The 14208-nt window shown below is 69.3% G+C and carries 11 protein-coding genes; 7 read left to right on the forward strand and 4 right to left on the reverse strand.

Annotated features, from left to right (window positions below; all coding sequences use genetic code 11):
- Window positions 1–40 precede the first annotated feature (40 nt).
- From BCR55_RS18045 to BCR55_RS18055, 3 genes are read right to left on the reverse strand one after another with little or no spacing between them, the layout of a single operon-like run.
- Entirely contained in the window at window positions 41–874 is an 834-nt protein-coding gene (locus tag BCR55_RS18045; protein ID WP_006403966.1) for a sugar phosphate isomerase/epimerase, read from the reverse strand.
- A gap of 30 nt (window positions 875–904) precedes the next feature.
- A complete protein-coding gene (locus BCR55_RS18050; protein ID WP_006403967.1) occupies window positions 905–1516 on the reverse strand; it encodes an NIPSNAP family protein in 612 nt (203 codons plus the stop codon).
- Complete coding sequence (locus tag BCR55_RS18055) at window positions 1513–3258, reverse strand: FAD-dependent oxidoreductase (protein ID WP_006403968.1); 1746 nt, start codon at window positions 3256–3258, stop codon at window positions 1513–1515. The genes BCR55_RS18050 and BCR55_RS18055 overlap by 4 nt, the downstream gene beginning before the upstream one ends.
- A gap of 137 nt (window positions 3259–3395) precedes the next feature.
- On the opposite strand from BCR55_RS18055, the gene BCR55_RS18060 reads away from it, so the two are divergent.
- Window positions 3396–4316 (forward strand): NAD(P)-dependent oxidoreductase, encoded by a 921-nt coding sequence (locus BCR55_RS18060; protein ID WP_065495259.1) that lies wholly within the window; start codon window positions 3396–3398, stop codon window positions 4314–4316.
- On the opposite strand, the gene BCR55_RS18065 is transcribed toward BCR55_RS18060, so the two are convergent.
- Entirely contained in the window at window positions 4313–5371 is a 1059-nt protein-coding gene (locus tag BCR55_RS18065) for a Gfo/Idh/MocA family protein (RefSeq protein ID WP_065495261.1), read from the reverse strand. The two genes, BCR55_RS18060 and BCR55_RS18065, sit on opposite strands and share 4 nt — an antisense overlap.
- 183 nt (window positions 5372–5554) lie before the next feature.
- Between BCR55_RS18065 and BCR55_RS18070 the strand changes: the two genes are divergently transcribed.
- The 6 genes from BCR55_RS18070 (at window position 5555) to BCR55_RS18095 (ending at window position 14190) form a co-directional block, all read left to right on the forward strand.
- Window positions 5555–6853: an ABC transporter substrate-binding protein gene (locus BCR55_RS18070; protein WP_053298776.1), complete on the forward strand. Its 1299-nt coding sequence runs from the start codon at window positions 5555–5557 to the stop codon at window positions 6851–6853.
- A gap of 122 nt (window positions 6854–6975) precedes the next feature.
- Window positions 6976–7845, forward strand: coding sequence for a branched-chain amino acid ABC transporter permease (locus tag BCR55_RS18075; protein ID WP_006399646.1), 870 nt, complete (start codon window positions 6976–6978; stop codon window positions 7843–7845).
- Window positions 7842–10406 (forward strand): branched-chain amino acid ABC transporter ATP-binding protein/permease, encoded by a 2565-nt coding sequence (locus BCR55_RS18080; protein ID WP_006403973.1) that lies wholly within the window; start codon window positions 7842–7844, stop codon window positions 10404–10406. The genes BCR55_RS18075 and BCR55_RS18080 overlap by 4 nt, the downstream gene beginning before the upstream one ends.
- Window positions 10403–11245: a shikimate dehydrogenase gene (locus BCR55_RS18085; RefSeq protein ID WP_006403974.1), complete on the forward strand. Its 843-nt coding sequence runs from the start codon at window positions 10403–10405 to the stop codon at window positions 11243–11245. Before BCR55_RS18080 ends, BCR55_RS18085 begins: the two co-directional genes overlap by 4 nt.
- Window positions 11246–11374: 129 nt before the next feature.
- A complete protein-coding gene (locus BCR55_RS18090) occupies window positions 11375–12595 on the forward strand; it encodes a porin (RefSeq protein ID WP_065495264.1) in 1221 nt (406 codons plus the stop codon).
- Between the two features lie 227 nt (window positions 12596–12822).
- Complete coding sequence (locus BCR55_RS18095) at window positions 12823–14190, forward strand: FAD-binding protein (RefSeq protein WP_254661851.1); 1368 nt, start codon at window positions 12823–12825, stop codon at window positions 14188–14190.
- The last annotated feature ends 18 nt before the right edge of the window (window positions 14191–14208 follow it).

A 14208-nucleotide genomic window follows, 5' to 3' on the forward strand; every position in this document is an offset into this window, starting at 1 on the left:
CGCCGCAGGTGAAGCCCGGCCCGTCGTTGCCGCCGCGCGCTCAGGCCGGCACGGCCGCCGCGTCGATCACCGCGCGTGTCGCTTCGCGCAGCCGGCGCGCGCGCGCCACCGCAGGGGTCGTGTTCGCCCATTGCTGGTTCGGCACCTCGACGCTCACCGGCAGGTGCGCGGGCAGCGCGCGCAGGATGCCCGTCAGATCGAGGCCGCCGTCACCCGGCATCAGCCGCGCGCAGCGCGCCTGGAACAGCAGCGTGTCGACGTCGGTCGGCCGCTCGGCCGGCGCATCGCAGAACTGCACGTAGCCGAAGTAGTGGCGCGGCAACGCGCTCAACGTGTCGAGCGACGACCCCGCGCGGTCGAAGTGGATTGGATCGACGATCAGCCCGGTGTTGCGACGGCCACATGCATCGACGATGCGCGCGCCGATGTCGAGATCCTTCACGTCGGTCCACGGCATCGGCTCCAGCGACGGCGACAGGCCGAGCGGCGCGGCGAGATCGCACAGACGGCCGAGCCGCTCGACGGTGCGCGCTTCGTCGGGATCGTTGCCCGCGACGAGCACGTAGCGCGCGCCAAGTTCCGCGGCCGTTTCGAGCATCGGCAGGTAGTCCGTCACGTCGGTATCGGGCTTCAGACGTGCGATTTCGACGTCGAGCACGCGCATGCCCGTATCGCGCAGGACCGCCAGCGTCTCGCGCCGCAGCGGCGTGTCGCCGACAATCGCGTGGCGGACCTCGGTATCGGTGGCCGGCAGCAGGCGCAGGCCGACGTAGTCGTAGCCCGCGTCGACCGCGCATTGCACCATCTGCGGCGGATTCAGCTCGAGCACGGTCAGCGCCGACAACGACAGCGCGCGGGATTGAGGCTGGGTCATGTCGTCTCCTTGATCGTCATCGCGTCACGTTCAGCGCAGCGGCGAAAACGGCGCGGGCACACAGATCGTCGAGGCCATCGTCGTCAGGTGCGCCGGGCCGCCCTTCGGCGGCCAGATGCCGTCCTTGACCGCTTCCGCCCGAATGCGCGAACGCTCGTCCACGCTCGCATACGGCCAGATGTTCAGAAAGCGCGGCACGTCGCCGTCGAGCGCATACATCGCGCCGACCAGCGGCGAGCGCTTGATACGTTCCGGCACGGCCTGTTCCCACACGTCGATCGTCTGCTGCAGGCTGCCGAGCTTCGTGCCGTACACGCGCATCTCGTAGATGCCGCCGTGCACGGCCGGCTCGATCGGCGGCAGGAACGGGAACAGCGCGTAGCTGCCCGTCTTCACGTCGACGATGGCGTCGCCGCAGCCGAACGGGTTGCCTTCGAGCAGCATTCGCTTGCGCTCGGCGACCAGTGCGGCTTCCGACGCATAGCCGCGCAGCACCAGCACCTGGCCGAGCGCGCCGATGTCGGAATACCAGCAGCCGAGCAGCCTGCCGCCCTGCGGATCGCCGCTTGCCTGGATCCCTTCGAAGACCCGCGCATTCGCGCCGATCTTCACCGTAAGCGTCACTACGTCATACAGTGTCATTCCATTGTCCTCGAGGATGAATCGACGCCGGGGCGCGCGCCATCGGGCGCGGCGTCGGCAAGAGAAAGCGCGGCGAGATAGCCGAAGGTCATCGCAGGCCCGAGCGTGATGCCGCCGCTCGGATAGCAGCCGCCCATCATGCTGGCTGCATCGTTGCCGACCGCGTAGAGGCCGGCGATCGCCGCGCCGCTTCGATCGAGCACGCGCGCATCGCGGTCGGTCGCGAGGCCCGCGAACGTGCCGAGGCTGCCGGGCAATAGCTTCACGGCATAGAACGGCCCCGCCTCGATCGGCGCGAGACACGGATTCGGCCGATGCGCCGCATCGCCCTGCACGCGGTTGTACGGCGTCGAGCCTTTGTGAAACGCCGGATCGGCGCCCTGCTTCGCATACTGGTTGTACGCGGCCACCGTGTCCGCGAGCGCACGCGCATCGATCCCGCACGCGTGAGCCAGCGCATCGAGCGTCGCGCCGCGCTTCAGGTAGCCGGAACGCAGGTACGGGCCGACCGGGAACGGCCGCGGTTTCGAAAAACCGAGCCCGTAACGCCGCTGGAAACGGTGGTCGCAAATCAGCCATGCGCAGACTTCGTCGCCGGCGGGCGTCGTATCCAGCAGCGCGGAGATGAAGTCGTGATACGACGACGCCTCGTTCACGAAGCGCCGGCCTGCGCGCGTCACCGCGATCACGCCCGGTTTCGCGCGCTCGATCAGGTGCGGAAATGCAACGGCGGCGGCGCCCGCTTGCGGCACCAGCGACACGGGCGCCCACGCGGCCGGCGCATCGAGCGTCTGGTCGAAATGCGCGCCGACCGCTTCACCGAGCCGGATGCCGTCGCCGGTATTGCAGAGCGGCGCTGCCGACCAGTGTTCGCGCCCGGACGGCGTATACGCGAAAGTCTGCGCGCGCCGCGCCGGATCGTGCGGAAAGCCGCCGCACGCAAGCACGACCCCGCGCGCTGCGCGTACCTCATGCACGACGCCGTCGATCTCGACCCGCGCGCCGGTCACGCGTTCGGCGTCGCGCATCAGGCCGATCGCTTTCGCATGCGTGCGCAGGTCGACGCCGCGATCGGCCGCCGATTTCAGCAGCCGAGCGACGAGTGCATTGCCGTTGACGAGATGCATCGAACGTCCGTGGCGCAGCTTGTGCCACGCAAACGCAGCCAGCCGGCGACTCGCGTACAGCGCCGACTTCGGCGAGCGCGTCGCGCGATAGAAGTGCGCGAGATCCTGCCCGGACGCGAGCGCCATCCCCCTGATCGTCGTGACCGACAGCGGCTCGCGCAGCTTGTCGATCAGCGGGCCTAGCTCGCGGCCGTCGAACGGCATCGCGCAGACCGAGCGCCCGCCCGCACCGGCGCCCGGCGTCGTATGGAAATCGGGAATGCGGTTGCCGTCGATGAAGCGCACGGCCGTATGCCGTTCGAAAAACGCGACCATCTCCGGGCCGCGTTCGAGCAGCGCATCGACCTTGTCGGCGTCGTAGTGCGCGCCCAGTTCGTGCTTCAGATAGGTGCGCGGCGCATCGATGTCCTCGCGGATTCCCGCGCGCGTCGCGAGCGGATTGCGCGGAATCCACATCCAGCCGCCCGACCACGCGGTCGTGCCGCCGAACACGGCCTCCTTCTCCGCGACGATCACGCGCAGGCCCCGCGCGGCCGCCGTCACCGCCGCCGCGAGCCCGCCCGCGCCGGAGCCCAGCACCAGCACGTCGCAGTCGAGTATCGGTTCACGCTTCATGTTCGCTATGCCCGTTCAGTGTCCCCAACGCCGGATGCGATGTCATCGCGACGTTTGTGGAATGTTCTTTCTATGTGGAATACTATTCCACTAATTCGAGTTTCGCAAAGACTTTGTGACGACAGGGAGGCACGACAATGCGGGTACTGGTAACGGGCGGCAGCGGTTTTCTCGGCGCGTGGATCATCAGGAGGCTGCTGGCACGCGGCATCGACTGCGTGAGCTTCGACGTGGGCGCGAACCCGCGCCTGGTCGAAGCGCTCGCCCCCGCGCGCGCCGCGGCGGTGCACTGGCGCACGGGCGACGTCGCCGATGCGGCGGCCACCGCGCGCGCGCTCGACGGCTGCGACGCGGTGATCCATCTCGCCGGCATCCTCACGCCCGCCTGTGCGGCCGACCCGGTGCGTGGCGCGCAAGTCAACCTGATCGGCACGCTGAACGTGTTCGAGGCCGCTCGCGCGGCCGGGCTGCGGCGCGTGCTCTATGCGAGCAGCGCCGGCGTGTTCGGCCCGGACGACGGCGCGGTGCCGTTGCCGCAGACCCACTACGGCGCGTTCAAGCTCGCGTGCGAAGGCTCGGCGCGTGCGTACTGGCACGACCACGGGATCGCAAGCGTCGGCTTCCGCCCGCTGGTGGTCTACGGCGCCGGACGCGAGACGGGTTCGAGCGCCGGGCCGAGCCTCGCATGCCGCGCGGCCGCACGCGGCGAGCGCTATACGATTCCGTTCAGTGGCACGACGGGCCTCGTCTACGCGGACGATGTCGCGGCTGCGTACGAGGCCGCGCTGCTGCACGACTTCGACGGCGCGCACGCGTTCACGCTGGCCGGCGAGATCACGCCGGTGACCACGCTGATCGAGCGGATCGCGGCCATCGCGCCGGATGCGCACATCGATGCGGACGGGCCGCCGCTGCCGATCGCGACGGACTTCCCCGACGATCCCGCGCTCGCGCGGTTGCTGCCGGGCCTGCCGCGCACCGCGCTCGACGACGGCCTGCGGCAGACCATCGCGTTCTATCGCCACGGCGTGCCGGCGCTCGCCGCGGCCGGCCGCTAGGGCCTGTTCAGGCTCGCGATGGCGGCGGGCGCCACCGCGGTGCGCGCCGCCACCGCGCGATGCACGGCGAGCGTCGCCGCGAGTGTGCGCGCCGCGTCGTCCGCCGAACACAGCGGCGCTTCGTCGCCGGCGATCACCGCCGCGAAATGGCGCAGCTGCTCGTGGTAAGGGTCCGCGTCGTGCGGCGTGCAGCGCTCGACCGTCAGCGGCTCGTGCCAGCCCTTCGCGCCGCGATACGCCCAGAGATCGAGCTGCGGCAGCGTGAGCGACGCATCGGTGCCGATCAGGAAATGGGTATTCACCTGCTGGCGCGGATAGTGCGCGGCCTCGCCCGCGGCGAGATCCCAGTTCCACGGCGACACCGCACAGTCCGACACGGCCAGCGTGCCGAGCGCGCCGCTGTCGAAGCGCAGCAGGACCGCAGCCGTGTCCTCGACGTCGAAACCGCGCACGCCGTTCGAGGTCTGCGCGCAGACTTCGACGATCTCGCCGAGCAGGAAACGCATGATGTCGATGTCGTGAATCAGGTTGATCAGCACGGGGCCGCCGCCTGCCTGGCGGCGCCACTCGACGTCGAAATACGCGTCGGGCTTGTAGAACGTCGCGAGCGCATTGGCCGCGACGGGCCGGCCGAGCCGACCCGACTGCACGATCTCGCGGGCACGCCGCAGTATCGGATTGTGCCGACGATGGTGCCCGACCAGCAGCGGCACGCCGGCTTCGCGCGCGGCGCGGCTCATGGCAGCCGCCGCGTCGACGCTGTCCGACACCGGTTTCTCGATCAGCGCGGGGACGCCGCGCGCGATACATGCGAGGCCGACCGCCACGTGTGTCGCATTCGGCGTCGCGACGATCGCGCCGTCCGGACGCACCTCGTCGAGCATCGCCGCGTAGTCGGCGAACCAGCGCAACCCCTCGGCGCGCGCGAACTGCTCCGCCGCCGGCGACGGGTCCGCGATCGCCACCACCTCCACCTGCGGATGCACCCGCGCGCGCTCCACATGCATCCGTCCGATCGCACCAGCACCGGTCACTGCCAGCCGTCTCCTTGCCATCGCTTCATCTCCTTTTCGGGTTTACGACGCGTGTCCGCGACCAACCGGGTGAATACCCCGATTTCTTGAAATCGTCTTTGATTGTTGAATGCTATTCCAGTTTGAACTAGAGTTCACCAAAAAATTGCCGCGCGCCGCGATGGCGCGGCGTCGACCCATCACCGGGAACAGGAGCGCAGACAGATGACGGACCAGCACCAGCAGGACGACACCCTTTCCAGCCATCGGCGCGACGCATCCGACAGCCCGGCGCCGTCGCGGCGCGCGTGGCTCGTGACCGCGGGCAAGGCGCTCGCGGGCGGCGCGGCGGCGCTCGCCGCGCCCGCGATCGTGCGCGCCCAAGGCGAGCAGCCGCTGAAGCTCGGCCTGCTGATGGCCAAGCAGGGCGTATGGACCGAACAGGGCGAAGTGATCGCCAACGGCGTCAAGCTCGCGCTCGACGACGCAGGCAACCACGCGCGCGGCCGCCGCATCGATCTCGTGTGGTACGACGAACCCAATCCGCAGTCGGCGCAGCAGAACATGCAGAAGCTCGTCGAGCAGGACAAGGCGATCGCGGTGATCGGCGGCACCAACAGCGGCACGTCGCTGGCGATGTCGTCGGTCGCGTGGCGCACCAAAACGCCGTATATCGCGCCGAACGCCGCCGCGCGCGAGCTGACGGGCAGCAGTTGCAACCCGTATACGTTCCGCGTGCTGAGCCCGACGCCCGTCACCTGCCGTGCGCTCGCGCCGTCGCTGTTCGCGATCGGCAGGAAATGGCACTTCCTGGTCGCGAACTACGCGTACGGACAGGACATCCAGCGTTCGATGTCCGAGCTGCTGAAGCAGTCCGGCGGCACGATCACCGGCGCCGACGTCACGCCGCTGAACACGACCGATTTCAGCTCGTTCATCCTGAAGATCCGCCAGTCGAAGCCCGACGTCGTGCTGCTCGGGCTGCCGGGCGGCGACCTGTCGACGTTCCTGAAGCAATACGCGGAAATGGGCATGAAAGGCCGCATTCCGGTCGCGTGCCCGATCATCGGCGATTCGGATCTGTGGTCGATCAGCGTCGATGCGGCCACCGGCTACTACGGCAAGCCGTGGCACTTCAGCTCGCCCGGCCATTCGCCGGACGAAGTCGCGTTCGTCAAGCGCTACACGGCGAAGTACGGCAAGCCGCCCGCTGACAAGGCATGGATCGGCTGGTTCACGACGCGCGCGCTGCTGCAGGCGATCAACCAGGCGAAAAGCACGTCCGGCGCGGACATCGTGCAGAGCCTCGAGACCGTGCAGCTCGTCGACGGCAGCGGCCCCGCGCACTTCCGTCCATGGGATCACCAGCTGCTGCGGCGCTGGACCGTGTTCAAGGTGAAGGACCGGATCGCCGACAAATGGGACTGGCTCGACCCGATCTCCGTCGTGCCGCAGAACCCTGCCGAACTCGACCGCCTGTACGGCACGCGGCAGGAGATTGGCTGCACGATGGCCGCGCGCTGACGGCGCGCCGCCGCGTCGCCGGCGCATGCGCCGGCAAACCTCGAGCGGATCCCGCGCACGCTGCCCGCCCCGCGCCCAAACGGCGCGGCGCTGGCCCGGCGGGTCGCACACTGGAGATGGGCATGGCAGAAATGGTGTTGTCCCAGGTTGCCAACGGACTGGTGCTGGGATTCCTTTACGTGCTGCTCGCGATCGGGCTGTCGATCATCTGCGGGCTGCTGGGCATCGTGAATTTCGCGCATGGCGCGCTGTTCGCGCTCGGCGCGTATTTCGCGATCGCGCTATCGACGCAGTTCGGCTGGGCGGCCGTCGTGCTCGCGCCGCTGCTCGTCGCCGCGGTCGGCGTGCTGATCGAGGTGGTCTTCATCCGGCGGCTGTACGGCAAGGAGCCGCTGCTCAGCCTGATCGTCACGTTCGCGCTGTCGCTGCTGATTACCGCGCTGACGCGACTCGTGTGGGGCGCGGGCGGCCTGCCGTTCAGCCCGCCCGACGCGCTCGGCGGCCTGCTCGTCTACGGGCCGCTGCTGATCACGAAATACCGGCTGTTCGTGCTCGGCGCGACGGTCGCGATCCTCGTCGCGCTGTGGTGGTTCATGAACTACACGCCGTACGGGCGGATCCTGCGCGCGGGCAGTCGCGATCCGGAGATGGTCGGCCTGCTCGGCATCAACCTGCCGCGCGTGCTGACCGGCGCGTTCGCGCTCGGCGCGCTGCTCGCGGGCGCCGCCGGCGTGCTGGCCGCGCCGCTGCTCACGGTCACGCCGGGCATGGCGACCGCCGCGGTGATGCCCGCGTTCGTGATCGTCACGATCGGCGGCCTCGGCTCGTTCGCGGGCGCCGTGGTCGCGGGCCTGCTGGTCGGCATCGTGACGGCGCTGGCCGTGCAGTTCTTTCCCGAAGGCTCATCGGTCGCGATGTACGTGCTGATGGCCGTCGTCCTGCTGGTACGCCCTCGCGGGCTGTTTGGCGAACGCTGGGAGCGCTTCGAATGAAACTCGGCCATCTGACTCGGCACCCGATCGCGGTGCTCACCCTCTCGCTGGTCGCCGTGTCGCTCGCGCTCACCGCGACCGGCACACCGCTCGAACGCGCGACGCAGATCGCGATCTACACGCTGTACGGGATGGGCGTGAACCTGCTCGTCGCCTACACGGGGCTGGTGCCGTTCGGCGCATCGGTGTTCTTCGGCACGACCACCTATCTGGTCGCCGTGTCGCTGCTGCACGTGCTTGGCAACGAAGTGCTCGCGCTCGCGGCCAGCGTGATCGTGACGACCGTGCTGGCCGCGCTGATCGGCGCGATCGTGTTGCGCCGGCGCGGGCTGTACTTCTCGCTGCTCACGCTCGCCTGCTCGCAGATCGCGTTCGAGATCGCGTTCAAGTGGACCGACGTGACCGGCGGCGAAAACGGCCTGCAGAACGTGCCGCGCCCGACCTTCCCGACGGCCGCCGCCTTCCACGTGTTCGCGTGCGTGACGGTGATCGCCGTCGCCTGGCTGCTGTGGCGCATCGTGCATGCGCCGTTCGGGCGCGCGCTGCAGGCGTTGCGCGACAACGAGCAGCGCGCGGCGAGCCTCGGCTACGACACCTACCGGCTCAAGTTGCGCGCCTTCGTGATCTCGGCGGCCGTGATCGGCTATGCGGGCGGCCTGCTGTGCCTGATGCTGCAGGGCGCGTATGCGAACAACCTGAGCTGGGAACACGCGGGCGACAGCCTGCTGATGACCGTGCTCGGCGGCGTCCACCAGTTTCTCGGGCCGCTGTGGGGTGCGATCGCGTTCATCCTGCTCGAGGACAAGCTGAGCAGCCTCACCGAGCACTGGTGGCTGATCTTCGCGCCGATCGTCATCGCATTCGCGTTCTTCTCGCCCGAAGGCATCCACGGCATCGTGCAGCGCGTGCTGCGGCGGTCGCGCTGGACACTCGTGCGCGACACGATTCCCGCGCGTCCCGACGTCATCGCACCGTATCGCGCAAGCCGCATCGACTCCGATCCCGCTACGCCGGTGCTGAGCGTGCGCGGCCTGTCGAAGCGTTTCGGCTCGCTGGTGACCGCCGACCGGATCGACCTCGACGTCCATCCGTACCGGCTGCACAGCTTCATCGGCCCGAACGGCGCGGGCAAGACCACCTTCTTCAACATGCTGACCGGCGTGCTGTCTCCGAGCGCCGGCACGATCACGTTCGACGGCCGCGACGTGACGAAGCTCGCGATGTTCCGGCGCGTGCGGCTCGGCATGAGCCGCTCGTTCCAGATCCTCAGCGTGTTCCGCAACCTCACCGTGTTCGAGAACGTGCGTGTCGCCGTGCAGGCCGCGCAGCACGATCGCCTCGGCCTGTGGCGCGACGCGCACAAGCTCGACGAACAGAATGCGCAGACCTGGTCGCTGCTCGCGGCGGTCGGCCTCGTCGAGCGCGCGGCGCACGCGTGCGAAAGCCTGTCGCACGGCGAGCAGCGCCTGCTCGAAATCGCGCTGTCGCTCGCGACGCGCGCGCGCCTGCTGCTGCTCGACGAGCCGCTCGCCGGTCTCGCCGAAGCCGATCGCGCGCGCGTCGCCGCGATCATTCGCGAGCTCGCGAACCATCATGCGGTGCTGCTGATCGAGCACGACATCGACCGCGTGCTGACCATCTCGGATCGCGTCAGCGTGCTGCATCGCGGCCGTCTGATCGCGGACGGCTCCCCCGCCGAGGTTGCGCGCCATCCGGAAGTGATCGAAGCGTACCTCGGTCATGCGAAAGGCGAACGGCCGGTCGATGCGCGGCTCGCCGCGCGCGACGACGAAGCTCGCGCGCACGACGGTGCGGCGGCAGCCGCGCGCCGGCCGCTGCTCCGTCTCGAAAACGTAAAGGCGGGCTACACCGGCAACACGATCCTCGACGGCATCGACATCACGCTGCACGAAGGCGAAGTGATCGCGATCCTCGGACGCAACGGCGTCGGCAAGACGACGACGCTGCGCGCCGCGACCGGCGTCGCCGACGTCACGGCCGGGCGCATCACGTTCGACGGCCACGACATCACCGGCCGCCCCGCGCACGAGATCAACCGCCTCGGCCTCGCGATGGTGCCCGAGGGCCGCAGGCTGTTCCCGAACCTCACCGTCGCGGAAAACCTGCGGCTCGCCGCGCGCAAGGGCGGCGCGAGCGTCGACGAGATGTTCGCGCTGTTCCCGCGCCTCGCGACCCGCAAGGACGCGCGCGCCGAACACCTGTCGGGCGGCGAGCGGCAGATGGTGGCGATCGCGCGCGCGTTGATGGCGCCCGCGAAGGCGATCCTGCTCGACGAGCCGTTCGAAGGGCTCGCGCCCGCCGTCGTGCAGGAAGTGCTCGACGCGGTCGTGAAGCTGCGCGAGCGCGCGAGCGTGGTGATCGTCGAGCACCAGGCCGACATGGTGCTGCCGATCGCCGACCGCGCGTACGTGCTCGTCAACGGCCGCGTCGCCCACGAAAGCAGCGCGGCCGCGCTCGAACAGGACGCGGCCACGCAGGCAAGACTGCTCGGCATTGTGCATGACGATGCCGGTTCAACCCTGGAGATGAAAACAGCATGACTTCCCCTCTGACCGCGCCCGTTCCCGTTTCGCTCGACGAAGGCCTGAGCGGCGCGACGCGCATCCACTTCATCGTCGGCGACCCGATCGCGCAGGTGCGCTCGCCGAACGGCGTGACGGCCGCGCTGCGCGAGGCCGGCCGCGATGCGCTCGTGGTCCCCGCGCATGTCGCGCCGGACCATCTCGCGGCGTTCTTCGCGGGCGTGTCGCCAATGCGCAATGTCGACGGCGTGATCGTCACCGTGCCGCACAAGTTCAGCGCCGCCGCATTCTGCACGAGCCTATCTGACGAAGCTGCGTTCCTCGGCGCGGTGAACACGCTGCGCCGCACGGCTGACGGCGGCTGGCACGGCGGCATGTTCGACGGCATCGGCTTCGTCGCCGCGCTCGCCGACGCCGGCTGCGACCTGCGCGGGAAGCGCGCGCTGCTGGTCGGCGCGGGGGGCGCCGGCTCGGCGATCGGCCACGCGCTGGTGACGGCGGGCGCCGCGTCTGTCGACGTGCGCGACAACGACGCCGTGCGCGCCGGCGCACTCGTCGGACGGCTCGCCGCATTGCAGCGCGGCGCGGTGTGCATCGCCACTGAGGACGTCGCGCCCGAGGCGTTCGACGTGATCGTCAATGCGTCGCCGATGGGTATGCGCGCGGACGATCCACTGCCTATCGACGTGTCGCGCGTGCCGGCCACCACGTTCGTCGGCGACGTCGTCACGAAGCCGCCATTGACGCCCTTCATCGAAGCGGCGCGCGCACGCGGCTGCCGCACCGTCACCGGCACACAGATGTTCGCGCGCGTGTGCGACCGCATGGTCGCGTTCCTGACGGAGCCCTCCGCATGAACGCGCGCGCGATCTGCGCGCGCATGAGCCCGCCCGGACACCGCGCGCGCCGCTGACCCGCTTCCGCTGTACGACGGCGGCGCGCCGCGCCGCCGCCCCCGTATCGCCACAACAATCAGGAGACACCCGATGAAACATCGTCGTACCGCCCGCCGCGCGCTCGCGGCCAGCGCCGCACTGCTCGCCGCCTCGCCTGCGTTCGCGCAGTCGAGCATCACGCTCTATGGCGTCGTCGACAACGGCATCGCCTACCAGAGCAGCCAGACGACGCTCGGCTCCACCGCCGGCGGCCATGCGTCGGTCAAGATGGCGACCGGCGTGTGGGCCGGCAGCCGCTTCGGCGTCAAGGGCTCGGAAGATCTCGGCGCCGGCACGAAGGCCGTGTTCGTGCTCGAGTCGGGCCTCAACTCCGCGAATGGTGCGCAGCAGTACACCGACGCGATGTTCGGCCGCCAGGCGTGGGTCGGCTTCACGAACCCCGCGTATGGGTCGCTGACGTTCGGCCGCCAGTACGCGTCCTACTACCAGCTCCTTTCTCCGTACAGTCCGACCAACTGGCTGACCGGCTTCTTCGGCGCGCATCCGGGCGACATCGACGGGCTCGATACGATCTATCGCGCGAACAATACGATCGAATACACGTCGCCGAAACTCTACGGCTTCACGTTCGGCGGCTCGTATTCGCTCGGCGGCGTCGCGGGCAGCATGAACGCCGGTTCGACCTGGACCACCGCGATCCAGTACGCGAACGGCCCGCTCGGGATGGCGGTCGGCTTCTCGCGGATCAACAACTCGACACCCGGCGGCGGCGCGTTCGGCGCGAATTCGACGACCTCGAACAACGGCGCGCAGGCGGGCGTGTCCGCGCTCACGAACGGCTATCAGACGGCGCAGGCGCAACAGCGCTTCGCGGTCGGTGCGAGCTACGCGTTCAACAATGCATGGGACGTGTCGGCGACCTATTCGAACGTGCAGTACATCCCGGGCGCCGGCTCGAAGTTCGCGCAGACGGCGATCTTCAATACCGGCGGTATCGTGCTGCACTGGAAGCCGGGCACCGCCTGGGATCTCGGCGCGGGCTACAGCTTCACGCGCGCGACCAAGGCCAACGGCATTACGAGCGCCGCGCAGTATCAGCAGTTCAACCTGTCGCAGTACTACGCGTTGTCGAAGCGCACCGGACTCTATGCGCTCGAGGCGTACCAGCGCGCGAACGGCACCACACTCGGCACGAACGGCAGCGGCCAGATCATCGCCGCGACCGCGACGCTCGGCGACGGCTTCAACGCGGCGCCGTCGTCGACGCGCAGCCAGTTCGCGGCCGGCGTCGGCATCGTGCACCGGTTCTGAACGGCGGCGCCGGCGTCGTTCGACGCTTTGACGCTTCAACGCCCGCGCATGCGGGCGTCTCCGTTTGGTCCCGCGACGGAACGCAGGTGGCCCGCTCAATTGCACACTTTTTTAGAACACTATTCCACTTTCATATTAATTGGAATAACATTCCACAATCATCAAGACATCGTCCGCCACGCGTCGAATCGGCATGCGCGGCGGCACGGAACGAAGGAGACGTGGACATGGGTGCGGTCGTCGAACAGCGCTGGGACGAAGAAGTGGATCTGCTGGTATTCGGCGCGGGCGCAGCGGGCATGACTGCCGCGCTGGTCGCGGATCACGAGGGGCTGGCCGTCCTCGTGTGCGAAAAGACCGCTGCCGTGGGCGGCATCACGGCCACGTCGGGCGGCACGACGTGGGTGCCGGGCACGCGCCTGAGCGTCGAGGCGGGCGTACCCGACAGCGTCGAGGATGCGCGGCGCTTTCTGCAGTCGGTAGTCGGCGCGCGCGGCGGCGACGACGCGCGTGAAGCCTTCCTGCAAAGCGGCCCGGCCGCCATCGACGAACTGGCGCGCATCAGCGACGTGAAATTCATCGCCGCCGCCGCGCATCCCGATTACGTGAACGGGCCCGGCGCCGCCTACGGCGGCCGTGCGCTCGTGCCCGCGCCGTTCGACGCACGCGTGCTCGGCCGCGCCTTCGCGCGTGTGCGGCCGCCGCGCAAGGAATTCATGGGGCTCGGCGGGATGATGGTCGCGCGCAACGACCTGAACGCGCTGCTCGCGCCGTTCGCGTCGGCAGCGAACTTCAGGCGCACGCTCGCCGTTGTCGGCCGCTATGCGCTCGACCGATTGCGCTTTGCGCGCGGCACTCAACTCGTGATGGGCAACGCGCTGGCCGCACGGCTTTACTACAGCCTGCTCAAGCGGCGTGTCGACGTGCGCTTCGACACGCCGCTGCTCGAACTCGTGCGCGAGAATGGCCGCGTCGTCGGCGCGATCGTCGCGACGCCGGACGGTGGCCGCAGGCGGATCGGCGCGCGGCGCGGCGTGGTGCTCGCGACCGGCGGCATCACGCGTCATCCTGCGCTGCGCCGGCAGTTGTTCCCGGCCGCCGCGCAGCCGCTGTCGCTGTCGCCGGACACCCATACCGGCGACGGCGTCGATCGCGCGCAACGCGTCGGCGCACGTGTCGAGGACGGCGGCGACAGCCCCGGACTGTGGATGCCGTGCTCGATCCGCCGTGCATCGGCCACCGACTCCGGCGGCGACAGCGTATGGCCGCATATCATCCTCGATCGCGCGAAGCCCGGCCTGATCGCGGTCAACCGTCGCGGCGAACGCTTCGTCAACGAGTCGAACTCGTACCACGACTTCGTGATGGGGATGTTGCACGACGACGGCAACGGGCCAAGCGTGCCGGCCCACCTGATCGTCGACGACGCGTTCATCCACACGTACGGCCTCGGCCTGCTGATGCCTGCACGCAGCGCGACCCGCATCGCCGAGTTCGAACGCGCCGGCTACCTGGTGAAAGGCGCGACGCTGGCCGAGCTGGCTGCGAAGCTGCAGGTGGACGCCGCCGGTCTCGCGCGTACCGTCGAGACTTAGAGACGGTTTCAAAAAGGC

This window comes from Burkholderia sp. CCA53 (assembly GCF_001685525.1).
Lineage (GTDB): Bacteria > Pseudomonadota > Gammaproteobacteria > Burkholderiales > Burkholderiaceae > Burkholderia > Burkholderia multivorans.